Annotated in this window: 23 protein-coding genes; 13 read left to right on the top strand and 10 right to left on the bottom strand. The window is 62.2% G+C overall.

From position 1 onward, the window contains the following. Positions 1-115 precede the first annotated feature (115 nt). The 3 genes from ACSSNI_RS15910 (at position 116) to ACSSNI_RS15900 (ending at position 3,077) form a co-directional block, all read left to right on the top strand. Complete coding sequence (locus tag ACSSNI_RS15910) at positions 116-1,288, top strand: zinc-dependent alcohol dehydrogenase (protein ID WP_102837171.1); 1,173 nt, start codon at positions 116-118, stop codon at positions 1,286-1,288. Positions 1,289-1,412: 124 nt separating this feature from the next. Beyond that, entirely contained in the window at positions 1,413-1,937 is a 525-nt protein-coding gene (locus ACSSNI_RS15905; RefSeq protein ID WP_200640406.1) for a transcriptional regulator, read from the top strand. A gap of 207 nt (positions 1,938-2,144) precedes the next feature. Next, the gene (locus ACSSNI_RS15900) at positions 2,145-3,077 is read left to right on the top strand and encodes an AEC family transporter (protein ID WP_200640408.1); all 933 of its coding nucleotides are present in this window, start codon (positions 2,145-2,147) and stop codon (positions 3,075-3,077) included. A 57-nt stretch (positions 3,078-3,134) separates the two neighbouring features. On the opposite strand, the gene ACSSNI_RS15895 is transcribed toward ACSSNI_RS15900, so the two are convergent. Together ACSSNI_RS15895 and ACSSNI_RS15890 are read right to left on the bottom strand one after the other, a co-directional pair. After that, the gene (locus ACSSNI_RS15895; RefSeq protein ID WP_200640410.1) at positions 3,135-4,082 is read right to left on the bottom strand and encodes a methyltransferase; all 948 of its coding nucleotides are present in this window, start codon (positions 4,080-4,082) and stop codon (positions 3,135-3,137) included. A 23-nt stretch (positions 4,083-4,105) separates the two neighbouring features. Then, positions 4,106-5,554, bottom strand: a complete 1,449-nt coding sequence (locus ACSSNI_RS15890; protein ID WP_200640412.1) for an iron-containing redox enzyme family protein — start codon at positions 5,552-5,554, stop codon at positions 4,106-4,108. A gap of 189 nt (positions 5,555-5,743) precedes the next feature. On the opposite strand from ACSSNI_RS15890, the gene ACSSNI_RS15885 reads away from it, so the two are divergent. Then, entirely contained in the window at positions 5,744-5,962 is a 219-nt protein-coding gene (locus ACSSNI_RS15885) for a hypothetical protein (protein ID WP_200640414.1), read from the top strand. Positions 5,963-6,138: 176 nt separating this feature from the next. After that, on the top strand, positions 6,139-6,474 hold the full coding sequence (locus tag ACSSNI_RS15880; RefSeq protein ID WP_102837165.1) for a PilZ domain-containing protein: 336 nt from the start codon (positions 6,139-6,141) through the stop codon (positions 6,472-6,474). Here ACSSNI_RS15880 and ACSSNI_RS15875 read toward each other — a convergent pair. Next, the gene (locus ACSSNI_RS15875; RefSeq protein ID WP_200640416.1) at positions 6,471-7,787 is read right to left on the bottom strand and encodes an MFS transporter; all 1,317 of its coding nucleotides are present in this window, start codon (positions 7,785-7,787) and stop codon (positions 6,471-6,473) included. The genes ACSSNI_RS15880 and ACSSNI_RS15875 overlap by 4 nt on opposite strands. A gap of 255 nt (positions 7,788-8,042) precedes the next feature. On the opposite strand from ACSSNI_RS15875, the gene ACSSNI_RS15870 reads away from it, so the two are divergent. Then, a complete protein-coding gene (locus tag ACSSNI_RS15870; protein ID WP_200640418.1) occupies positions 8,043-8,738 on the top strand; it encodes a dienelactone hydrolase family protein in 696 nt (231 codons plus the stop codon). Between the two features lie 181 nt (positions 8,739-8,919). Here ACSSNI_RS15870 and flhA read toward each other — a convergent pair whose 3' ends face one another. The 7 genes from flhA to ACSSNI_RS15835 all read right to left on the bottom strand — a co-directional run bounded on the left by flhA (position 8,920) and on the right by ACSSNI_RS15835 (position 16,195). Further along, on the bottom strand, positions 8,920-11,016 hold the full coding sequence (gene flhA / locus ACSSNI_RS15865) for a flagellar biosynthesis protein FlhA (RefSeq protein ID WP_200640419.1): 2,097 nt from the start codon (positions 11,014-11,016) through the stop codon (positions 8,920-8,922). Continuing rightward, the gene (gene flhB / locus ACSSNI_RS15860; RefSeq protein WP_200640420.1) at positions 11,013-12,149 is read right to left on the bottom strand and encodes a flagellar biosynthesis protein FlhB; all 1,137 of its coding nucleotides are present in this window, start codon (positions 12,147-12,149) and stop codon (positions 11,013-11,015) included. The genes flhA and flhB overlap by 4 nt, the downstream gene beginning before the upstream one ends. Continuing rightward, positions 12,142-12,921: a flagellar biosynthetic protein FliR gene (gene fliR / locus ACSSNI_RS15855; protein ID WP_200640421.1), complete on the bottom strand. Its 780-nt coding sequence runs from the start codon at positions 12,919-12,921 to the stop codon at positions 12,142-12,144. The genes flhB and fliR overlap by 8 nt, the downstream gene beginning before the upstream one ends. A 20-nt stretch (positions 12,922-12,941) precedes the next feature. After that, on the bottom strand, positions 12,942-13,214 hold the full coding sequence (locus ACSSNI_RS15850) for a flagellar biosynthetic protein FliQ (RefSeq protein WP_200640422.1): 273 nt from the start codon (positions 13,212-13,214) through the stop codon (positions 12,942-12,944). Between the two features lie 1,021 nt (positions 13,215-14,235). Continuing rightward, positions 14,236-14,991: a flagellar type III secretion system pore protein FliP gene (gene fliP / locus ACSSNI_RS15845; protein WP_148925823.1), complete on the bottom strand. Its 756-nt coding sequence runs from the start codon at positions 14,989-14,991 to the stop codon at positions 14,236-14,238. Then, a complete protein-coding gene (gene fliN / locus ACSSNI_RS15840) occupies positions 14,988-15,359 on the bottom strand; it encodes a flagellar motor switch protein FliN (RefSeq protein WP_046163473.1) in 372 nt (123 codons plus the stop codon). The genes fliP and fliN overlap by 4 nt, the downstream gene beginning before the upstream one ends. Continuing rightward, positions 15,356-16,195: a FliM/FliN family flagellar motor C-terminal domain-containing protein gene (locus tag ACSSNI_RS15835; protein ID WP_200640423.1), complete on the bottom strand. Its 840-nt coding sequence runs from the start codon at positions 16,193-16,195 to the stop codon at positions 15,356-15,358. Before ACSSNI_RS15835 ends, fliN begins: the two co-directional genes overlap by 4 nt. Before the next feature lie 436 nt (positions 16,196-16,631). On the opposite strand from ACSSNI_RS15835, the gene ACSSNI_RS15830 reads away from it, so the two are divergent. The 7 genes from ACSSNI_RS15830 to ACSSNI_RS15800 are packed head-to-tail and all read left to right on the top strand — an operon-like array spanning position 16,632 to position 23,559. Then, the gene (locus ACSSNI_RS15830) at positions 16,632-18,017 is read left to right on the top strand and encodes a sigma-54-dependent transcriptional regulator (RefSeq protein ID WP_200640740.1); all 1,386 of its coding nucleotides are present in this window, start codon (positions 16,632-16,634) and stop codon (positions 18,015-18,017) included. A 22-nt stretch (positions 18,018-18,039) separates the two neighbouring features. Continuing rightward, positions 18,040-18,360 (top strand): flagellar hook-basal body complex protein FliE, encoded by a 321-nt coding sequence (locus ACSSNI_RS15825; RefSeq protein ID WP_102837156.1) that lies wholly within the window; start codon positions 18,040-18,042, stop codon positions 18,358-18,360. A gap of 20 nt (positions 18,361-18,380) precedes the next feature. Further along, entirely contained in the window at positions 18,381-20,060 is a 1,680-nt protein-coding gene (gene fliF / locus ACSSNI_RS15820; RefSeq protein ID WP_200640424.1) for a flagellar basal-body MS-ring/collar protein FliF, read from the top strand. Next, the gene (locus ACSSNI_RS15815) at positions 20,032-21,099 is read left to right on the top strand and encodes a FliG C-terminal domain-containing protein (RefSeq protein ID WP_102837154.1); all 1,068 of its coding nucleotides are present in this window, start codon (positions 20,032-20,034) and stop codon (positions 21,097-21,099) included. Before fliF ends, ACSSNI_RS15815 begins: the two co-directional genes overlap by 29 nt. Positions 21,100-21,105: 6 nt before the next feature. After that, positions 21,106-21,804 (top strand): flagellar assembly protein FliH, encoded by a 699-nt coding sequence (gene fliH, locus ACSSNI_RS15810; RefSeq protein ID WP_200640426.1) that lies wholly within the window; start codon positions 21,106-21,108, stop codon positions 21,802-21,804. Between the two features lies 1 nt (position 21,805). Next, positions 21,806-23,137, top strand: a complete 1,332-nt coding sequence (fliI, locus tag ACSSNI_RS15805; RefSeq protein ID WP_102837152.1) for a flagellar protein export ATPase FliI — start codon at positions 21,806-21,808, stop codon at positions 23,135-23,137. Then, positions 23,134-23,559 (top strand): flagellar export protein FliJ, encoded by a 426-nt coding sequence (locus ACSSNI_RS15800; protein WP_064481202.1) that lies wholly within the window; start codon positions 23,134-23,136, stop codon positions 23,557-23,559. The genes fliI and ACSSNI_RS15800 overlap by 4 nt, the downstream gene beginning before the upstream one ends. Positions 23,560-23,571: the final 12 nt, after the last annotated feature.

The following is a 23,571-nucleotide window of genomic DNA, read 5'->3' as shown; positions in this document are numbered from 1 at the left end:
TATACCCTGCCGCATGGCAGCAGTCGGGTCAGGAGCAGCTGCCGCATCGCGGCGAAATCATCAGGAAGAACCACCACGGCGGCGTTTTCGAACACCGAAGCAGGAGATTTTTCCAATGAGAGCCCTTCGCTGGCACGGCAAGCACGATATTCGCTGCGACAACCACGTACCCGACCCGTCGATTGAAGACCCCCGCGACGCCATCATCAAGGTGTCGTCCTGTGCCATCTGCGGCTCCGACCTGCACCTGTATGACGGCTTCATGCCCGGCATGCAGCACGGCGACATCATGGGCCACGAGTTCATGGGCGAAGTGATGGAGGTTGGCTCGGCGAACAAGAAGCTCAAGGTCGGCGACCGCGTGGTAGTGCCCTTCACCATCGTCTGTGGCGAGTGCGACCAGTGCCGGCGCGGCAACTTCTCGGTGTGCGAGCGCACCAACCGCAACAAGGACGTGGCCGACAAGGTGTTCGGCCATACCACCGCGGGGCTGTACGGATACACCCACCTCACCGGTGGCTATGCCGGCGGCCAGGCCGAATTCGTCCGCGTACCCTATGCCGATGTCGGCCCCGTCGTGGTGCCCGATGGCATGACCGACGAGCAGGTGCTATTCCTCGGCGACATCCTGCCCACCGGCTGGCAGGCTGCGGCTCAGTGTGACATTCAGCCCACCGACACCGTGGCCGTCTGGGGCGCCGGGCCGGTCGGCCAGTTCGCCATCCGCAGCGCGATCATGATGGGCGCCGAACAGGTCATCAGCATCGACAACGTGCCCGAGCGGCTGTCGATGGCCCGTGCCGGTGGCGCCATCACCATCAATTTCGACGAAGAAAGCGTGCTCGAGCGGCTCAAGGAGCTGACCCGCGGCAAAGGGCCGGAGAAATGCATCGATTCGGTGGGCATGGAGGCACACGCTGCGCGCTCCATCGACTCCATGTACGACCGTGCCAAGCAGGCGCTGATGATGGAGAGTGACCGGCCGCACGTGCTGCGCGAAATGATCTATGTCTGCCGCCCGGCCGGCATTCTCTCCATTCCTGGCGTCTACGGCGGCCTGATCGACAAGATCCCCTTTGGCGCGGCGATGAACAAGGGCCTGACCTTCCGCATGGGGCAGACCCACGTCAACCGCTGGACCGATGATCTGCTCAAGCGCATTCAGGAAGGCCAGATCGACCCCTCGTTCGTCATTACCCACAGCGTCAGCCTCGAACAGGGGCCGGAGATGTACAAGACCTTCCGCGACAAGCATGACGGCTGCATCAAGGTCGTTCTCAAACCCTGAGCCAGACCCTGTGAAAACGGCTGCGCTCGGCCTCTCGCCTTGCCTGGTCATCGCTCGCGGCGTTTTCACAGGGCCCGAGAGTGCCGTGCTCGCAATCTGAGGCGGCTACTGAGGAGGAATTTTCATGAGCGTTCCCCATCGTGTTACCCGTACCAACCACTCCGCCCGTACGCTGGCGCGTGGCCTCGGCTGGTTCAGCATCGGGCTGGGTCTGGCCGAAGTGCTGATGCCGGGCAAGCTGGCCCGTTTTCTCGGCGTGCCCGAAAACGAGGGCCTGATTCGCGCCTGCGGTGCGCGGGAAATCGCCACCGGCGTTGGCTTGTTGCTGACCGACGATCCCAAGCCGTGGATCTACGGCCGCATCGGCGGCGATGCGCTGGATCTTGTGGGTCTGGGCTTGAGCATCGAAAACGGTACCGAACAGGTCAACGCGGCCATCGCCGCTGGCGCTGTGGCTGGCATTACCGCGCTGGATATTTCCTGTGCCAAAGCACTGGCAAGCGAAAGTCAGCTGGTCACTGAGTGGGATTACAGCGACCGCAGCGGCTTCCCGCAGGGCGCCGATGCCATGCGCGGCCGTGTCGAAGCAGAGTTTGCGGCCGGGCGGGCGGAGCCGAACGGGTATCCGGTGTCGACGTTGTTGCATTAGATCGAGGCTAGGCTGTCGCCAACAGGGCGAGGTCGGGTGCGGGTTGGACGTTTCGCTCATCGCCATTGAAGCGAAACGTTCAGCCGATGCCTCTTCGCCTGTTGTGTAGCGATCCACCTCCAGTCATGCGGTAAGCCATTTTTTGCTAAGGTCTGCTACCCCGCCCCATACCTCCACCCTCTGGCGGTCACCACCCGATGAGAGTCCATGTCCGCCGTCGTTAATGTCGTCCTGCCGGTTTTTGCGCTGATCTTCCTCGGTTTTATCTGCCGCCGCACTGGCCGCATGGGGCCGACGGGAGCCTCCGAACTCAATCGTTTCGTGGTCTGGCTGGGGTTGCCGGCGCTGCTGTTCAGCGTGGTCGCCAATTCCACGTGGGAACAGCTCTGGCAGCCGGGCTTTATCACGGCGTTCTCGGTGGGCTGCCTGGGCGTATTCGGCTTTACGCTCGGTTATCGACTGTTGCAAAAGCAGCCGCTGGCCGATGCCAGTCTCGATGCGCTTGGGGCGTCCTATGCGAACACTGGCTACATCGGCATTCCGCTGTGCATGCTGGTGCTGGGTGACGAAGCGCTTCAGCCGGCCATGGTGGCCTCGATCATCGTGGTGTGCGTGCTGTTTGCCATTGCTCTGGCATGCGTGGAGACCGGGTTGCACGCCGGGCAGGGCTTCAGCCGAACGCTGCGCAAGGTCAGCGTTGCACTGCTGCGTAACCCGCTGGTGGTGGCGCCGATGCTGGGTGGGTTATGGGCGGCGAGCGGGTTGGCCCTGCCGGTGCCGGTGGCAACACTGCTGAAGTTGCTGGGTGCCGCGGCTGCGCCCTGTGCGCTGGTTTCGCTGGGATTGTTCCTCGCGCAGCCGCAGCCCGGCGGCAAGGTCAGCGGGGTATGGCCGCTGGTCACGCTGAAGCTGGTGGTACAGCCGCTGATCACCTGGTTCCTGGCTTTTCAGGTCTTCGAGCTGCCGACGCTATGGGCCTATTCGGCTCTGTTGCTCAGTGCGCTGCCCACCGGCACCGGGCCTTACATGCTCGCCGAATTCTATGGGCGCGAAGCGTCGCGGGTGTCGCGCGTGGTGCTGCTATCGACGCTCGGCTCGCTAATTAGCCTATCGGCCTGCCTGGTGCTGCTGCCGGTGTAGGGTGGAAAACCGCGAAGCGTTTTCCGCGCGGTGTCTGTACAGGTGCTGCAGGCCGCTTCAAGCAGCCGGGCGGGTCACTTCCAGCACCACCGCAGCGATGCGGTCGCACTCGGTATAGGCGCCGTCGAGCAGCTCCTCACCGAAGACATCGGGGTCGACTTCGCGGTATCGCCATTCCAGTCCGTGGCCTTCGAGGCGTTGCTCGATCTCGCGGCGGAACGGGTCCTGATTGCCCTTCATCGCCACACCGGTATAGAGCAGCAAGGTGCCGCATGGCGCGAGGCGCTGCAGCGCACCGTCGAAAATCGCCAGGGACAGCCCGGCACCCAGGGGGCCGCCGCCATGGCGATAGGCGCGCTCGTCCGGATCGACCAGATAAGGCGGGTTGGCCAGGATCAGGTCGAATTCGCCCTCGATGTCATTGAGCAGATCGCTGTGGCGTGCCTTGAGGTTGTCGGCGCCGGCGAGCGCCGCGTTGGTGCGGGTCATGCGCAGCGCGGCCGGGTTGATGTCCACCGCCAGGACTTCTGCCTGGGGCCGCGCCAGGGCCGTGAGAATCGCCCCTGCACCCGAGCCGCAACCGATGTCCACCGCGCGCCCGATCTGCCCTTTGTGGTTGTTCAGGTGGGCCAGGATCGCATTGGCGAACCGATAGGTATCCGGGCCGAAGAACACCGCATCCGCTGCGTCGGTGGGGTAGGCCGAGTGCACGAACAGCTGGCCGTCGAGGCTCGACATTCGCACGCGGCTGCGCCAGCGGGAATCGCAGGGTGCAAGCACGCCGGCTTGATCCATCAGGCTGAAGATGGCGGGTGGCAGCAGCTCATGCTGGAAGGGTCGGCTCCAGCCAAACACGCCTTCCAGGTCGTTCGCCAACTGATTTTCCACCCGAGCATTGACCCGTTCATGGGTCAGTGGCGTGGGGGTGATGAAGTGGTAACCGCGCTCGCGCAGCGCCTGAGCCAGGTGCAGCAGCGCGCGGTCCTGGGCAGTTTCCGTGGTCATGTGAGATCCCTGGCGAATTCGCCTCAGTTGAACAATCCAGTAAAGATGCGGGCGGCCAGCAACCCTGCCGCGCTGTGATGGCGGGTCGGCGCCAGCAATGGCAACAGGTGACGCATGCGCGCCTCGCGTGTCGGCAGCTGTGTCAGTTGTTGTTCGAGCAGCAAGGTTTCCTGATCGAAGTCGCTGACCGGCGTGTCCTGCTGCACCAGTGCCGGTTTTGCCGGCCGCTCGGCTGTCATTCGCCGGCGGTTGTTGAACGGCACCTGCCGTTGCGCCAACGACGGGTGCGGTTTGCCGCGGGTAGCCGGCTGCTCAGCGAGCCAGTCGCCGGCAATCCAATCGTGGATCAATTGCTGCTCGTGACCACTGAAAACTCCGAACATCGGCCCCTGTTCTCCGGTAATCAGCTGCCAGAAGCGGCTGTTTTGCGGATCTTCGTGGCGCTTGATCCAGCTGCGGCGTTGCAGCGTCTCGATGAATTGCGGGATCAGCTCGGGCTCGGCCAGCCACTGGTTCACGGTACGGCCGTCGAAGCGGCAGTAGTCGGAGTGCACGAACTGCCCAACGCCGGCCTTCTTTTCCAGCACCCGCATCACTTCCTGCTCGGGATCAAAGCCGCCGATCACCGAAAGCGTGCTCGCACCGAGATCGTTGAGGCGATAGCCGTTGATGACGCGGCGATAGAACTCGTCGCCGTCGCCTACCTGGGGCCAAGCGGCGAGCAGGCCCTGAATGGCCTTCTTCGCATGGCCGTTGTCGGCGTTGTCGACCGTCACATGCAGGGTGAAGTAATAGGGGTCGATGCCCAGCTCGGTGAGTTCGTACGAACTGATCAAAAGATGCAGCGGAAGCTGCTCGTAGCCAAGATTGAAGCCGATCACCTCGGGCAGGAACTGCTCGGCGTGCTCGGCCAGTGCCAGCTGGATGGCACCCTGAACAAAGTTGTCATCGTCCAGGTTCTGCCAGTCGTCGCAGCCCTGGCTGGCGAGCAGCTTGCGGTACAGCACCACATGATTCTTTTCCGGCTGGCCTTCGCCCAGCTCTTCCAGGTAGGTCTGGATCAGCGAGGTGAAGCGCGCGTCGTCCCAGCGTTGCAGCAGACCATAGAGCCAGGCACCGTCGACCAGCTTGGTTGGCGCCACGCCACGCAGAAAGTGCAGGGCATGGGCCTTGCTGGTGAAATAGCGGCGTGGCCCGCCGGCGCGACGTTCGTCGAGGTAGGCCTGGTACTGACCGCCGATTTTGGCGGTATGCGCGTCCAGCCAGTCCCCAAGCCCGGCCGGATCTGGCGGCAGGTCGCAGGACAGCGCGGATGCGGCGTCCAGCTGGGCATTGAGGTAGTCAGCGGCGCGGTTACGCACGGCGGTATCGTCGGGAGCGTCGAGCAGGGCAAAGTAAAGCGCCCTGGAAGGCGCTGCCACCTCGCATGTCACGGGCGTGGTGTCGACGGGCAGGCTTCGAGTCAGTTGCATAGATTCACACGGCGGCAGTGGGGAAATCCCCAGATGATTTTTTGGCCGTCATCAGGCCGGATTAGTTCAGCGTGTCTGCCGAATGGCCGGTCTTCTCGACAACACTGCATGCAACTTCTGCGATCACGCGTCTTCCTAACCTATGGGGATGCCGAGCGGTGTCCGAATGTGCAACCAGACGGAGGTCCCATGAATCAATCCGAACGCGGCAAAGAGAACCTGGAAACGATCAACGATCGCAGCGATGAGCGTGTCGACCAGGCGAGCAGAACCAGCAATGGCGAAGCCGCCGGAGGCGATCGAGACGACGTTCCAGGCGGTGCCTACAACGTCCCGCCGGGCATGGCTGACGATGTCAGTGAGGAAGAGGCGCTCAAGCGCAACAAGCAGGACCGCCCCGAGCGCTGATCAACGGCGGAGCGGAGGTTTGGCCCCGCTCCGCTAGCTGAAAAAAAGCTGGATAGGCCCTTAATTTCTGCTGTGTTTCGGTCGCTTGCAGGCAGTAGGTACACCGCATGCCGTCGTGCCGGGGAGCACGCTCTCTGCTGCAGTGCTGCGGAATAAAGGACTGCCAGAGCCTCGCCATGCGCCAACACAGCCGACTCACCTTTCGCCATCTCAGCCGTATTCAAGTCACCAACCGCCTCAGCGGCGACCCCATGGGCTACGTGGCCGACCTGTCGATGGGCGGGCTGCGCCTGGTCGCGAAGCAACCCCTGGGCGTGAACGGCTGCTACGAAATGTGCCTGCATGTGCCCACCGTTGGCGATCGAACCCGTGAAGTGCAGGTCGTGGTGCTGTGCCAGTGGGTACGCAAGGATTCCCGCCGTGACAGTTTCGAAATGGGCTTCTCCCTGGACCGGCCGAGTGATGAATACACCCGGCTGATTGGTGAGCTGATGCCCAGGCGGCGTGACTAGCGATTCACCACCTTTGCCGGCAGCGCGATCACCAGCAGCGAGCCGAGCACCAGACACGCCGCGAAGAACCAGAGTGCCGCACCGCTTTCCCCGGTGAGGTCGAGCGTAACGCCGATCAGCGTATTGCTGACCAGCCCGGCGATGTTCGCCAATGAGCAGGCCAGGGCAAAGCCGGTTGCCGCTGCGGTGCCGGTGAGAAAGGTGGCCGGCAGGCTGAAAAATACCGGCACCGCGCCAATGATCGCCGCCTGGGCGATCGAGAACAGCAGCACCGTTGCCATCACGTTGTCGGTGAAGGCGGTACTGGTGGCCATGGCTGCGGCGCCGATCCAGAACGGCAGGATGATGTGCCAGCGCCGCTCGCGGAAGCGGTCGGAACTGGCGCCGAGCACCAGCATGCCAATCACCGCGGCAATGCTGGGCACTGCAGTCAGCAGGCCGATCTCTGAAACATCACTGACCCCGGCATTGCGGATAAAGGTCGGCATCCAGAAGCCCAGCGCATAGGCGCTCAGCAGGATTGCGAAATCGATGCCACCGAGCATCCACACTTTGAGGTTGAAGAAGCCCTGACGAAAAGTTTCGCCGCTGGCCGGGCTCTGCGCCTCGTCGACGGCTAGGTCGCGCAGCACCTGACCCTGCTCGGTGATGTCCAGCCAGCCGGCGTGCTTTGGGCCGTCGGGCAGCAGGCGCAGCGCAAGCGGTCCGAGCAGCACGCTGGGAATGCCCTCGAGCAGGAACAGCCACTGCCAGCCGCGCAGGCCCTGGACCTGATCGAAGGCACCGAGAATCCAGCCGGACAAGGGCGCGCCGATCACGCTCGACAGCGGCAGGCCGATCATGAACAGCGCGATGATCCGACCACGGCGGTAGGTCGGAAACCACAGCGTCAGGTAATAGAGCACACCCGGCAGAAAGCCCGCCTCGGCGATGCCCAAGAGAAAACGCACCACATAAAACTGGTTAGGCGTGGTGACCGTCATGGTGCAGGCCGACAGCACGCCCCAGGTGATCATGATCCGCGCGATCCAGACCCGCGCGCCGACGCGCTTGAGGATCAGGTTGCTGGGCACTTCGAAGAGGATGTAGCCGACGAAGAACAGGCCCGCCCCGAGGCCGAATGCCGCTTCGCTGAGCTGCAGTTGCTCGGCCATCTGCAACTTGGCGAAGCCGACATTGATGCGGTCCAGGTACGCCGCCAGGTAGCAGAAGCAGAGAAACGGGATCAGCCGCCAGGCAATCTTGCGATAGAGACGCGGGTCGTTCGGCTCGCCGTGGGCGGCATGGGCGTCGGGCGCGGGCGCCTGGTGCATCGGTCGTCTCCGTGTCTGTTGTGCTCAAGCCGGCCTCGCATGTTAGTGGAGGCGGGCAGCCAAGTCAGAACTCTGACCCAAGACACACGGCAGAATGTTCCTCATCGCTTTTGCCGAGTCCTCGGTTCGACCTTGTGCCGCAAAAGGCTAAGCGGCGCGAACTCGGGTCCCTCTGTTCCTGTCGCACCTGTTCGACCGGTGCTCTTCGGCGCCGCTGAAACGTGTCCGGCAACTCGCCACCCAACGGAGACAGGCATGACTTCACAGTGGATCGACATTCCCGCGCAAGACGGCAAAACCTTCAAAGGCTACCTGGCGCTGCCTCCGGCCGGTCACGGCCCCGGCATCGTGCTGATTCAGGAAATCTTCGGTGTAAACGAGCACATCCAGTCGGTGGCCGATCAGTACGCCTCCGATGGTTACGTGGTGTTGGCCCCCGACCTGTTCTGGCGTAGCGAGCCGGGCGTCAAGCTCGGTTATGACGGCGACGACTGGGAGCGTGCCTTTGCCCTGATGAAGGCTCTGGACTTCGACCTCGCCATCGATGATCTGCGCCGCAGCGCCGAGCGGCTACGTGAGCGCGACGACTGCAATGGACGTGTAGCCTCACTGGGCTACTGCATGGGCGGCGTGCTGTCTTATCTGCTGGCGGCCAACTCCGGCGTCGATGCTGCGGTCTGCTACTACCCCGGCAGCATTGAGAAGCGTCTGGATCAGGCTGACAAAATTAAGTGCCCGACGCTGTTCCACTTCGCCGAAGAAGACGACCACATCGACAGCGACGTAGTCGCCGCCGTACAGGAAAAGATGACGCAGGTCGGGCAGTCCCAGATCGAGACCTACCCGGGCGTCGACCATGGCTTCAACTGCTGGGCGCGGCCAGCCTACAACCAGAACGCCGCCGCCCTGGCCCATGGGCGGAGCTTGGTGTTCCTGGCGGAGAATCTTTAAGCAGTCGAAGCGGCTTGTGTCCTCCCTGAAGCCACGAAGGGCCCATGATCGCGAGCAAGCTCGCTCCTACAAAAGCAGCCCGCTCCGAGGCGGACTCCGCACTGTAGGAGCCAGCCTGCTGGCGATCCCCCGGCCTCACGAGTCGCGGGGATCGCTGGCAGCCGGCCAGAATCGGGACCGATTAACCCAACGTCCCAAGTATGTTCACACCGACCCGATCCGGAATCTCGTTCTGTGACAGCACGTGCAGTCCGGGGCTGAATACCCGCGCGTAGCGCGACAGCAGCGGGCGCAGCTGTGGCATCACGGTAAGGATCGGCGGGTGACCATCCTTGCGCAGCTTCTCCTTCACCACCGGCATGCTGTTCTGCAGCTGGTTGAGCAGGCTCGGCTCTACCGGAATGTTGTCCAGGCTGACTTGGCCGGCTTGCTGGGCAATGGCCAGAGCATTGAGCAAGGTGTTTTCCAGCGCGTTTTCCAGCACGAAGACCGCCAGTTCGCGACGATCACCGGCAATCATCGAAACGATGCTGCGGCGCAGGGCGTAACGCACGTCGGCCGCCAGCAGCACCGGATCCTTGGTGGTTTCGCTGCATTCGAGCAGGGTGCTGGCGATGGTTTCGATATCGCGCAGCGGCACTTCTTCCAACAGCAGCTGACGGTACACACGCATCTGCTGGGTGTAGCTCAGCGCGTTCTTCAGGCTTTCGGCCAGTTTTGGTGCCTGCAGAGTGAGGCGCTGCATCAGGTGCTCGACATCGTCGTGCTTGAACAGGTCTGGCAGGTGCTCGCGCACCACCTTGTTCAGGTGCGTGGCGACCACGCTGGCGCAGTCGATGACCTGGTAGCCGAGGTTCAGCGCGCGCGACTTGTCCGACGGCTGAATCCACACGACCTGCATGCGATACGCGGGGTCGGTGCCGAGGATGCCGTCAATCTCGCCGTATAGCTCCGGCGACGGAATCGCCATCAGGCGGTCGGCGTGCAGTTCGGCGCCGTCGATCTTCTCGCCATTGATGTAGATGTCGTATTGCGACGCCTTGAGCCGCAAGCTGTCGCGGATCTGTACTTCGGGCAGCAGAAAGCCCAGGTGCTCGGACAACGTCTGGCGAACGCCTCGCACCCGCGCCGGCAGAGGCGCGCCAGAGGCTTCATTGACCAGCCCGACCAGCTTGTAGCCCAGCGAAATCGACAGTCGTTCAACCAACGGGATGTCTTCCCATGCCAGCGACTGTGCCTTTTCCTTGTCCATCGCCTGGCCAATGGCCTGAATTTCCTTCAGGTCAGCGCCAGCAGCTGGCGGCTCGTGCAGCGACACCCGCCAGGCGATAAAGCCGATCAGCGCAGCAAAGCCGATGAACGCCAGGTGCGGCATGCCCGGCACCAGGCCGAGCACGAAAAGAATGCCGGCTACGGTGTACAGCGAAGCCGGGTTGGCCAGCAGCTGGCGCTGAACCTGGCTGGTGATGTCGCTGGATTCGTTGATCCGGGTGACGATGATCGCTGCCGCAGTGGACAGCAGCAGCGCTGGAATCTGGGCAACCAGGCCGTCACCGATGGTCAACAGCGCGTATTGCTTGAAAGCTTCGCCAGCGGCCAGATCATGGACGAATACGCCAATGGCGAAACCGCCGAAGAGGTTGATCAGCAGGATCAGGATGCCGGCGATGGCGTCGCCGCGAACGAACTTCGAGGCGCCGTCCATCGCGCCGTAGAAATCCGCTTCCTTGGCCACTTCCTGACGGCGGGCCTTGGCCTCTTCGTTGGTCACCAGACCCGCGTTGAGGTCGGCGTCGATGGCCATCTGCTTGCCCGGGAGGGCGTCCAGGGTGAAGCGCGCGGTCACTTCCGAGATCCGCTCACCGCCCTTGGTGATGACGATGAAGTTGATGATCATCAGGATGATGAACACCACCAGGCCGACGATGAAGTTGCCGCCGATGACCACCTCACCAAAGGCTTCAATCACCTTGCCCGCTGCGCCCGTGCCGGTATGACCTTCGAGCAGCACCACCCGCGTGGAAGCGACGTTGAGCGTCAGGCGCATCAGCGTGGTGATCAGAATCACCGTCGGGAACAGCGAGAAATCCAGCGGACTTTTCGATGACACGCTGACCAGCAGCACCAGGATCGACATGGCGATGTTGAAGGTGAACAGCACGTCCAGCAGCTGCGGTGGCAGCGGCAGGATGATCATCGCCAGAATCGACAGGATGATCAGCGGGATTCCAATCCGACCGCTGCTGAAGGTCGGGGTCAGTTTCTGAATCAGGCTCATGATCGTGCTCGGTTGAACAGTTCTTCGGGGATATGAATGTCGCTGGCCAGCCTGGGCTTGGCCCGGCGACCCTGTTTCCAGGCTTTGAGCTGGAGGATGTAAGTCAGTACGTGGGCGACCGCGGTATAGAGCGGCGCCGGAATCTGCTGGTTGACCTGGGTGCTGAAGTAGATCGCCCGCGCCAGCGGTGGCAGCTCGACCACTTCCAGATTGTTGGCCTGGGCCAGCTTGCGGATATACAGCGCGGTTTCATCGACACCACGCGCGATGACGAAGGGCGTCTCGGCTTTCTTCGGGTCGTACTTGAGCGCCACGGCGTAATGCGTCGGGTTGACGATCACCACGTCCGCGTCCTTGATCACTCGGCTGATCTGCCGTTGGGCCAGCTGGCGCTGCAGCTGCTTGATCCGCGCCTTTACTTCGGGGCGGCCTTCCTGGTTTTTGTGCTCTTCCTTGCGCTCCTGCTTGGTCATGCGCATTTTTTTCAGGAAGAAGAAGCGCTGCAGCGGGATATCGATCAGCGAGAACAGCAGGAAAACCATCAGCAACGCGATCGCCAGGTCGAACGTCAGCGAAAAGGCACTGCCGATGGCGTTGCTGATGTCGCTGCGTTGCAGGGCGATCAGCTTGGGCGCGGCGTAATAGAGCTGGCCGATGGCGACGCCGAGCAGGGTGGTGATCTTCAGCAGTGACTTGAGCAGCTCGGTCCAATTCTGCGCGCCGACCATCCGTCCCAAACCGGTAATCGGGTTGAGCTTGCTGAACTTGGGGGCGAAGTTCTTCGAAGCGAACACCCAGCCGCCCGGGACCAAGGCGAAGGCGACCACCAGAATCGGTGTCACCAGCAACGGCAGCAGCACGCTGATGAATACCAGCAGGTTGTGGGTGAGGATCAGCTGCAGGTCATCGAGCGTCATCTCGCTGTGATGAAAGTTGATGTACGAGTAGCTGAACGCCTGCTGCAGGCCATCGAAAAAGAAACCAAAGCTGAACTTCAGCACCAGCAACGTCGCCAGCAACGAGACGGTGGTGGCGACGTCCTTGGAGCGAGTGACCTGGCCATCGTCGCGACTCTTCTTGAGTTTCTGCTCGGAGGCCTCTTCGGTTTTGTCCTGGGTGCTGTTCTCAGACATTGCGGCCACTCCGCAAAATCTCGCCGATGTTGCCCAGCAACTCGCGGGTCAGGTGCAGGTAGGCTTCCGAGAGGTTGGGCAGGGTCAGGTAGATCAGCGTCAGCCCTGCGATGATCGCCATGGGGAAGCCCAGCGAAAACAGGTTCATCGCAGGCGAGATGCGGTTGAGCAGACCGAAGCAGAACTGCACCAGCGTCATGCAGAAGACGATGGGCAGGGCAATCAGCAGGGCGGCGGAAATCACCCAGCTCAAGGACATGGCGATGGTCTGCAAGCCGTCGAAGTGAATGCCGCTGCCGATGGGCCAGAAGACGAAGCTCTGGTAAATGATAGTGACGATCACCAGATGCCCGTCGGTGGCGAAGAACAGCAGCGCCAGCAGGATGAAATACAGCTGATAGACAATCGAGGCCGACGACACACCGTTCATGGGGTCGTTGAACACCGCCATCGACAGGCCGAGCTGGGTGGAGACGATGTCACCGATCAGGGTGAACACCGTGAATACCAGCATCAGCGCCACGCCGAGCAGCAGCCCCATAGCGATCTGCTCCAGTGCCGTGAGGATGCCCTTCATCGACAGCGGGTCGATGGGCGCGGTCGGCGGCAGGGCGGCGGTGAGCACGACCGTCAGGGCCATGGCCAGCAGTACGCGCGCGCGGATGCTCAGCGACTTGTGGCTGAACATCGGCGCCAGGCTGAACACGGCCATGATCCGGCAGAACGGCCACCAGTAGCCCAGCAACGACTGCAGGTACTGACCGGCCTGCATGATGGGTTCGTTGCCCACGGCTAACCGACCAGCCGCCCGGCTTGGGTGAAGGTTTCGATGAACAGGTCACTGAAGGTGCGCAGAATCCAGTGCCCGGCAAACACCAACATGCCGAGGGTGGTGAGCAGGCGGGGGAGGAAGCTCAACATCTGTTCGTTGATTTGGGTGGCTGCCTGGAAAATGCTGATCAGCAGGCCGCCGAGCAGGCTCGGCACCACCAGCACGCAGACCACCAGCACGATGACGTGGATGGCGTTGGAGACGATGTTGACGGCGGTGTCGGGGGTTAGCATGGGAGCACCTGGGAGGTAGCGGCGGGAACACCGCTTGGCCGAGCGGCGAACGGCAGCGTTGGCTGTGCTGTTTGGGGGAGCGGTCTTGGTCGCGAAGCTGTTGGGCTTGGGTTCGAACTACTTTCATCAGGGCCCATTGGCGCAGTTGGCCGACGCGATGGTTTCGCCCTGCTGGGCGAGTCCCTTTTGGCAGTCGCACGGATGGCCGCCCCGCCAAAAGGAACCAAAAGGTCTTGCCCCTGCATCGGACTAGGCGTCCCCGGTTCGCTGCGCTCGACTTCCCTCATTCCATCGCTGCTCCGAGGGTCGCCGCGCAAGGGCCATCCATGGCCCTTCACGGCTCTCGCGGCATCCATGCCGCTCGCCCCTCTACGCAGCGATTCCATTCGGCCTCCTGAAAGGGGCGATTCGGTGGTGTTTGATGGGCCGTGCAGCGAAGCGGTTGTGCGAGTTTCGGCCGATCGTAGGGTGGGTAACGCGAAGCTTACCCACCGCTTTTTGGAGGCGAAGTTTGATACCGAGCGACGTATCAATTGCGGTGGAAAATGCTTCGCAGTTTTCCACCCTACGAAGCCCGCCGAAGATTGAAGCGCTTTGTTGCTGTTGCCATTCAAGAACTTCCAGACGGCTCGTTCCCGAGTCCCCTTCAGGAGGCCGAGCGTAGGAGTTGCGTAGGGGGTCGCGAGGCATGGATGCCGAGCGAGGAGCGATGGGCCAGGGATGGCCCTTCGCGACGACCCCCGGAGCAGCGCCGGAGCGAGGGAAGTTTTGCGCAGCAAAACCCGGATGCAGGGGTGGCCTTCTTTTTGGTTACTTTTTCTTGGCCACACAAGAAAAAGTGACGCGCCGTGCAAGGCGCAACCTGTAGTCCCAGCCGAGGAAAGCGCGGCGTCGTGCATGAAGGTCTGCGCCAGCGCCTGATCGCAAGAAAAGACTGGGCGTCCCATCACGCTGCTACGAGAAGCGATAGATCGTTCGGCCGCTGAGGCATAGGAGGAGCGATGACTCATCTCACCGCCCCCTAAAACGGCTGAATACTGGTGGTCAGGGTCCCCATCAACAACGCCCACCCATCCACCAACACAAACACCATCAGCTTGAACGGCAGCGAAATCATCATCGGCGACAACATCATCATGCCCATCGCCATCAGCACACTGGCGACCACCAGGTCGATCACCAGAAACGGCACGAAGATCATGAAGCCCAGCTGAAACGCCGTCTTCAGCTCGCTCAGCACGAACGCCGGCAGCAGCAGGGAAAAGTCCAGGTCGTCGAGGTTCTCCGGCACTTCCTCGCCGGCCAGCGACACCATGGTCTCCAGCGAGGTCTTGTTGGTCTGCGCCAGCATGAAACCAGAAAGGCTGGCTTTGGAAACGTCCAGCGCCTGTTCCAGGCTGATTTCGTCGTTCTGGAAGGGTTCGAAGGCGGCGCTATGAATCTCCTGCCAGACCGGGCGCATCACCAGCAGGGTGACGATCAGCGCGATACCGATCAGCACCTGGTTCGGCGGGCTCTGTTGCAAACCGATGGCTTGGCGCAGGATGGCCAGCACGATGATGAAGCGGGTGAAGCAGGTCATCATCATCAGCATCGCCGGCAGGAAGCCCAGCAGCGTCATGATGATCAGGATCTGCAGCTTGATGCTGAATTCCTGGCCGTTCTCCGTATCGTTCAGGTTGAACAGGGTGATTTCGCCGCCGGCAGCCTGTGCCGCCAGCGGGAACAGGCCGATCAGCAACAGGCACAGCAGCGACAGCCCGCGACGCAGATTCATTGCGTCAGCGCATCCAGACCGACGCCAGACAGTTCGACGATGCGCAGGCCGTAGCTGCCATTCATCACCACCACCTCGGCCTTGGCGAACAGGGTGCCGTTGACCTTCACGTCCAGCGGCTCGCCAGCCACCTTGTCGAGGACGATGACGCTGCTGGTGTCGCATTCCATCAGCTCTTTCAGCGAAATTTCAGCCGACGCCACTTCCAGCGTGACGTTGACCGGAATCTTGCCGAAGAAGCTAAGGTCCTGACGCGGTGCCTGGGGCTGTGGGGCTGGTGCAGCGGCCGGCTCATCGGTGCCGTCGAGGCTCAGGTCGCCCTCGTTGATGAGGTTCTCGAATTCGTTGTCGGACAGTTGACCGGTCATTGGGATTTCACGCTTTCAAGTGAAGTGAGGAACAAGGCGCCGTCTTCTTCGAAGACAGTCCCCCGGAAGAGCTTCTGCTGGTTGATGCGCACCTCGTAACGATCCAGCGGGCGCACCATGAGAATGTCGTTGAGCTGCAGGGCAAGCACTTGCGACAGTGGCATCTGTACCGAGGCGACCACGCAATCCAGCCGTACCGGCAGGTGTTTGATGTGATCAACCGGGTTGCCTGTCAGCCGAGCAGGTAACGGGCCGGCCAGGCGACTGGTCAGTTCATCGACCAGATCGGTGTCCAGATGAATGAAGATCGATGAACGGCTATTGGTCAGATGGCTGATGTATTCGAACTCAGCAACATATTCCCAAGTTGTTTCTTCGTAATCGTTTTCATAGCGCTCAAGTTCGCCAAACGTATCGCCGGATAATATTGAACGCGCAAAGATATAAGTCAGATCAAGTCCCAGTCGATCACGCATCCGTTGTTCGGAGGTGCTGATCGGCGGTGCTTCCTGGCTGGGCACTATGGTTCCGCCGTAATAGCACTCGAGTGCCTCGGTAAGCAGTGCCCGATCAATTGAGAAGCCAACTTTTCCCATCGGCGAGCGATAAATGCACTCCGGCGCTTTATCCGCCGGCTCTTGCACATCCACCTTGCTCAGCTCAAGACTGATTCGGTAATTGCGCAAGAAGTAATCGCCCATCAAGCGTGGGTTCTTGTTGGTGGTTTCCTTGATGAACTGAGGAATCTTGTGGTGATGCCGGCCAAGCTTCTGCGGTTTCAAAACAGTCAGGCTTTGGGCGGGCACGCCATGGTGGACTTTTGAATTGCCAGACATGTTGTGAACGGTATTTCCTGGTTCTTGCGCGGCGGGCTAGGGCCTGTCGCGCGGGAATAAGCAGAAGAGTGTTTGGCCAGGGCGGGTGTGCGAGGCCTGAGGTCACGGGCACGGCTCTAGCGTGCCGCCAGTCTAGGCTTGGGCGCGAGGAAGGATTAAATCAATAGGTATCAATTGATCTTTTTTGAGATCAGCTATGAGCAATTGATTTAATTTTAGCGGAACTGATTGGGCGGTTCCGGGCGGGCTTGTTAGCGTGCGCGCAATTGTTTCGGAGTGGTCGGCTGCAGTTACCTGTCTCGTTCGGCGAGTAGGACAGGCAGGGCGACAGAAGTTCCGGAAGACTTAAATAAATTTTTCGGCGAATCCGGCGTTGTGCTCGAGCAACAGGCGTAACAGCGCCAAGGTGGTCACATTGAACAGTGTCAGTCATGCAATGAACTACTCCCGCGAAGAGCTATTCGCTCCAGCGCCGGCGCGCAAGAAAATACTTATTGTCGGCAATCCCGCAGAGGCGGGTTGCGAGTTCCTTGAAGCCGGTCTGCGCAAGGAAGGTTGTGCGGTCTTTTCCTATGCCGGCCCGAATGATCTGGATAACGCCGCATTGAAGGGCGCGTCGCTGGTTTTTATTCTGATCAGCGGCATGCAACAGCCAACTCTCTATACGCAGGTCGATTCACTTATTCGCCGTGGGCGCTCGGTCAGTGCTATTCCGGTCGTGCAGTATGCCGATCAGGAAAAGGCGGCCGCTTTACTTGAGCTGGGTTGTGTCGACTACTTGTTGTCGCCGTTCAGCGAAAGTCAATTAAGCGCGTTGTTGCGCCGCCAGGAATTCGCTGACGCCGCGCAGGAAAGTTTCGTCTCCTGCTCCCAGGCTGGCCGCCGCCTACTGGCCATGGCGCAGCGTGTATCGCTGACCCGGGCACCGATCCTGATCACCGGTGAAACCGGCACCGGCAAGGAGCTGATGGCGCGTTACATCCATCGTTTCTCGGCCAGCGCCGATGCGCCTTTCATCGCGGTGAACTGCGCCGCTATCCCTGAACAGATGCTCGAATCGATTCTATTCGGCCATGAAAAGGGCGCCTTTACCGGCGCAGTGACGGCGCAGCCAGGCAAATTCGAACTGGCCAACGGCGGCACGCTGCTGCTCGATGAAATCGGTGAATTGCCCCTGGGGCTGCAAGCCAAGCTGCTGCGCGTTCTGCAGGAACAGCGCGTGGAGCGCCTCGGCGGGCGCAGGGAAATCGAGCTCAACATGCGCATCATCGCCGCGACCAACCGCGATCTGCAGGCGGAAGTGGCGCAAGGGCGTTTCCGTGCCGACCTGATGTTTCGTCTCGACGTGCTGCCGCTGCACATCAGCCCGCTGCGTGAGCGCAAGGAAGACGTGCTGCCGCTGGCTCGCCGCTTCGTGGCCAAGTACGCGCCACAGGAAGCCGACGAAGAACTGTTTACCAGTGATGCTTGCCGCGCACTGCTGCAGCACGACTGGCCGGGCAACGCCCGCGAGCTGGAAAACACCGTGCAACGCGCTCTGGTGTTGCGCAATGGCTTGTTCATCCAGCCGCAGGATCTCGGGCTGGCCGCACCGCCTCAAGCCGAAGTGCGCAGCGAGCGGCTGCCGCTGCCCGCGGTCGAGTCCGGCAAAGCCGCCCTGCGCGCCAGCGGCAAGTGGGCCGAGTACCAGCACGTGATCGACACCATCCGCAAGTTCGATGGGCACAAGACCAAGGCGGCGGCCAGCCTCGGCATGACGTCGCGCGCCTTGCGCTACCGCCTCAATGCCATGCGCGAGCAGGGCATCGAGCTGAATTTCTGAGTTTTACAAGGGAGAGCCAGCGATGAGTTCAATCACTCAGGTGCAGCAGGATCTGCTGGGCCGGATGCAGCAGCTTCAGGATGTCGCCAGTGGCACGACCATCAAACCGGCTGACCAGGCGGCGCCCGATGCGGGCGGGATGTTCATGGCGGCGATGCGTTCGGTCGATGCGCAGCAACATCAGGCTGGCGCTGCCATGGCCGCCGTGGACAGCGGCAAGAGCGACGATCTGGTGGGCGCCATGATCGACAGCCAAAAGGCCAGCGTGTCGTTTTCCGCGTTGCTGCAGGTGCGCAACAAACTGACCACGGCGTTTGACGACGTCATGAGAACGCCGCTTTGACCCGGCGTGAGAGCTAAGACGTGCTGCAGAAAATCAAAAGCAAGCTGCCCGCCGGCGGCCTCCAGCTCGACCCGCGGGTAACGCTCGCCGGCATGGCAGTAATTGCCGCCGCGCTGGCGGTGGCCGTGGCCTTCTACCTGTGGCGCGATAACGGTTCGTTCCGTCCGCTGCATGGCGCCGGTGAGGCCTTTCCGGTCGCCGAGGTGATGCAGGTGCTCGATGCCGAGGCTGTGCAATACCGCATCCATCCCCAAAGTGGCCAAATTCTGGTGCGCGAGGACCAGCTGTCCCAGGCGCGCATGCTGCTCGCCGCCAAGGGTGTGAAAGTTGCCCTGCCGTCCGGCTACGAGCTGTTCGACAAGGAAGAGCCGTTGGGCACCAGCCAGTTCGTCCAGGACGTGCGTCTCAAGCGCAGCCTCGAAGGCGAGCTGGCGCGCACCGTGATGTCGCTCAAAGGAATTCAGCATGCCCGTGTGCACCTGGCGCAGGAGGAGAACAGCTCCTTCGTGGTCAGCAAGCGTGCGCCGAGCACGGCCTCGGTGATGCTGCAGCTGGAGCCCGGCTACAAGCTGGGCGCCGATCAGGTCAGTGCGATCATCAATCTGGTTGCTGGCAGCGTGCCCAACCTCAAGCCCGAAGATGTTGGCGTGGTCGATCAATACGGCGCCCTGCTGTCGCGCGGCTTGAATGTCGGCGGTGGCCCGGCGCAGAACTGGGGTGCCGTGGAGGACTATCAGCAGAAGGCGGTGGCCAATATCGAAGAAGTGCTGGCGCCGGTACTGGGCAGCGGCAACTACCGCATCAGCGTCGCGGCCGATATCGATTTCAGCCAGAAGGAAGAGACGCTGCAGTCCTATGGCGAAACCCCGCGTCTGCGTCGCGAAGTGCTGAGTAACGAAAGCGCGCTCGATCAGCTGGCGCTCGGTGTGCCCGGCTCGCTGGCCAACCGGCCTGTTGCGCCGCCAAAGGAGGGCGAGGAGCCCAAGCCGGTCAAGGGCGAAACCAAGGGTGCGACCTCCCTGCGCGAAGAATCTACCCGTCAACTGGATTACGACCAGACCGTAATCCACGTGAAGCACGCCGGTTTTGCCCTGCGCCAGCAGAGCGTCGCGGTGGTGCTCAACGCCGCCGCCGCGCCAGAAGGTGGCTGGAGCGACGAGGCCCGCGCCGAACTCGAGGCGATGGTGCGCAGCGCGGTTGGCTTCAAGCAGGCGCGTGGCGACCTGCTGACCTTGAGCGTGCTGCCCTTCGCCAGTGTGGAAACCACGCTTGATGAGGTGCCCTGGTGGGAAAACAGCCAGGTGCATGCTTTGGCCAAGCTGGGCGTTGCCGGCCTGATCGCGCTGCTGCTGTTGCTGATTGTGGTGCGCCCTGCCGTGCGCAGCCTGACCCAGCGCAACGCGCCAGTTGAGACCGATCCGGTGGCCCTGGAAGGCACCCTGACGGGGATGCAGGGTCCGCTGCCGATCGAGGCGGAAACGCGCGCAACACTGGCCAGCCCGCGACCCAGTGGCGACGGCATACACGTATTCGGCGAACTCAATCCGCTTTCGGAAATTCGCCTGCCAGCGCCCGGTTCGGGGCTGGAGCTACAGATCGAGCATCTGCAGATGCTTGCCAAGAACGACCCGGAGCGCGTTTCGGAAGTCATCAAGCATTGGATAGGCCGCAATGAAAGAGAACTCAACCCAGCCAGCTGAATCGGCGACCGGCTCGAGCAAGGAAATCAAGGCGCGCCCGGTGCAGTTGCGCTCGGTGAGTTCGCTGGACCAGGCGGCCATCCTCATGCTGAGCATGGGCGATGATATTTCGGCCGGCATCCTGCGCAACTTCTCCCGCGAGGAAATCATCAGCATCAGCCAGGCGATGGCGCGTCTGTCCAACGTCAAGCAGCCGATGGTCTCCGATGTGATCAGCCGCTTCTTCGATGACTACAAGGAGCAGAGCAGCATCAAGGGTGCGTCGCGCACCTACCTGTCCGGCATGCTCGGCAAGGCGTTGGGTGGCGACATCACCCGTTCGCTGCTCGACTCCATCTATGGCGAAGAAATTCGCGCCAAGATGGCGAAGATGGAGTGGCTGGACCCCAAGCAGTTCGCCGCGCTGATCGCCAAGGAGCACGCGCAGATGCAGGCGGTGTTCCTCGCCTTCCTGCCGCCTGGCATGGCCACCGACGTGCTCGAGTGCATGCCGGCCGAGCGTCAGGACGAGCTGTTGTACCGCATCGCCAACCTGAGCGAGGTCAACAGCGACGTGATCGCCGAGCTGGAGCAGCTCATCGATCGCAGTCTGCAAGTGCTCACGAACCAGGGTTCACAGGTGCGTGGCGTGAAGCAGGCCGCAGACATCATGAACCGGTTCAAGGGCAACCGAGACCAGATGTTCGAACTGCTGCGCGCGCACAACGAAGAACTGGTCGGCAAGATCGAAGATGAAATGTACGACTTCTTCATTCTGTCCCGGCAGAACCAGGATGTGCTGCAAACGCTGCTTGAAGTGATCCCGCTGGAAGAGTGGGTGGTTGCGCTCAAGGGCGCCGAGCCGGCGCTGGTGAATGCCATCCAGGGGGCGCTGCCCAAGCGCCAGGCGCAGCAGATGGAGTCGATCAACCGTCGCCAGGGCCCAGTGCCGCTGTCGCGGGTGGAGCAGGTGCGCAAGGACATCATGGCCGTGGTCCGGGATATGTCCAACGAAGGCGACCTGCAGGTTCAGTTGTTCCGCGAACAGACCGTCGAGTAAGCGCCGATGAGCATCAAGATCATCAAAGGTGAAGGTCGCTCCTGGCGGCCGTTCCGCTTCCCGCCTCGCGTGCGCACCGCCTCTGAACTGGCCGACAGCGTGGCCGGTGACCCGGCGGCGCTGCAGCGCGCCGTTGCCGATGGCTTTCAGGAAGGCATCGACAAGGGCTACGAGCAGGGCCTGGAGCAGGGTCGTGAAGCCGGACATCGCGAAGGTTTCGAGCGCGGTGTCGAGGACGGCAAGGCGATCGGTCGTGAAGAAGGCCGTGTCATGGGACGTCGCGCATTCGACGAAGCGGCCCGGCCGCTGGATGAACTGGTCGAGCGTTTCGAGCACTTCCGGCAGGAATTCGAACAGGCGCGTCGCGAGCAACTGCTGGAGCTGGTGCAGAAGGTTTCCAAGCAGGTGATCCGCTGTGAACTGACCCTGCATCCGACGCAGTTGCTGACCCTGGCTGAGGAAGCCCTGGCGGCCATGCCGGGTGATCAGGAAGACGTGCGCATCTTGCTCAACCCCGAGGAATGCAACCGGATCAAGGAGTTGGCACCCGAGCGTGCGGCGGCCTGGCGTCTGATCCCGGATGAAAAGCTGGCGCTCGGCGAGTGCCGTGTGATCACGGCGCAGGCCGAAGCCGATATCGGCTGCCAGCAGCGCCTTGATTCATGCATGGACACGCTGGGCGAGCACATCAGGGCGGAAGCCTGAGATGTCCCTGCGCGAGAGCTTCCGGCTCGACGAGGCGTTGCGCTCGCTGGACACGGTGCAGCTGGCGAAGGTCAGCGGCCGGCTGGTGCGCGTCTCCGGCATGCTCTTGGAAAGCCTCGGCTGCCAGCGCATGACCGGCCAGCGCTGTTTCGTCGAACAGGGCGACGGCAGCATGCTCGAAGCGCAGGTGGTGGGCTTCAACCGCGACATCACCTACCTGATGCCCTTCAAGAAACCGGTGGGGCTGACCTCCGGATCGCGCGTATTTCCGGCGCCGGATGATGCCAAGCTGCATATCGACGAATCCTGGCTGGGGCGTGTGGTTAACGGCCTCGGTGAGCCGCTGGACGAAATGGGCAAGCTCAGCGGGCGCGATCCGCTGCCCACCGAGCTGCCTTCGGTCAATCCGCTCAAGCGCAAGCCGGTCAGTGAACCGCTGGACGTCGGCGTGCGGGCGATCAATTCCATGCTCACCCTCGGCAAGGGCCAGCGCGTCGGCCTGTTCGCCGGTTCCGGTGTGGGCAAAAGCGTGCTGCTGGGCATGATCACGCGACAGACCAAGGCTGACGTCGTGGTGGTCGGGCTGATTGGTGAGCGCGGGCGCGAGGTGCAGGAGTTCCTGCTGCATTCGCTGGGTGAAGAGGGCCTGAAGAAGGCCGTCGTGGTGGTGGCGCCGGCCAACGAATCGCCGCTGATGCGCCTCAAGGCCACCGAGCTTTGCCACAGCATCGCCGCTTATTTCCGCGACCAGGGCAACGATGTGTTGTTGCTGGTCGATTCGCTGACCCGCTACGCCATGGCCCAGCGAGAAATTGCCCTGGCCCTCGGCGAGCCGCCAGCGACCAAGGGCTATCCGCCGTCTGTGTTCGGTATGCTGCCGGAGTTGGTCGAAAGCGCCGGCAATGGCGCCAATGACAACGGCAGCCTCAGTGCGCTGTACACCGTTCTCGCCGAGGGTGACGACCAGCAGGACCCGATCGTCGATTGCGCGCGTGCAATTCTCGATGGCCACATCGTGTTGTCGCGTCGACTGGCGGACGCCGGGCATTACCCGGCCATCGACATCTGCGCTTCGGTCAGCCGCTGCATGAGCCAGGTCGGCCAGCCGCCGCACCTGGGCGCCGCGCGGCAGCTCAAGGAGTTCTACAGCACCTACGAGAAGATCAAGGAGCTGATCCCGCTGGGTGGCTACAGCCCTGGCGCGGACATCAAGACCGACCGCGCCGTGCAGCTCGCACCCACCATCGAACGCTTCCTGCGTCAGGAAGTGGGCGAGGCGGCGGAGCTGGAAACCAGTCTCACCATCCTGCAGAGCATCATCAGGAAGCCATGAAGCAGCAGATCGAAACGCTCACACGCCTGGCCAGCCTGCGCGGCAACCGGGTCAAGCAGATGCTCGGGCAGGTTCAGTACCAGCAAAACCTCTGCCAGCGCTATCGCAACAACATCACCGGTCTCAGCCGCCTGTGCGGGTTCTCCGTGCCGATGAGCACGCCGCTGCAGCGCGACAATCAGCAGCGCTACAAGGCCACGCTGTACAAGATGGTCGAGCTGCAGCGGCGCGAACTGGCCGTGGCCGAGCAGGCCCTGGTGCGTATTCAGCAGGAGCTGCTGCAGGCCATGCGCAGCGAGAAGGTGGTTGAGCATGTGATCGACGCCAAGATGCAGCAGTGGCAGCAGCTGCTTATGGCGCAGGAACAGAAAATTCAGGACGGTCTGGCCGCGCAGACCTGGTGGCGCAATCAGATCGCCTGAGTAGGAGTGCCT

This window comes from Stutzerimonas tianxiuensis (genome assembly GCF_053470365.1).
Note: the sequence above shows the minus strand (reverse complement) of the source record. Positions and strands in the feature narration are given on the sequence as shown.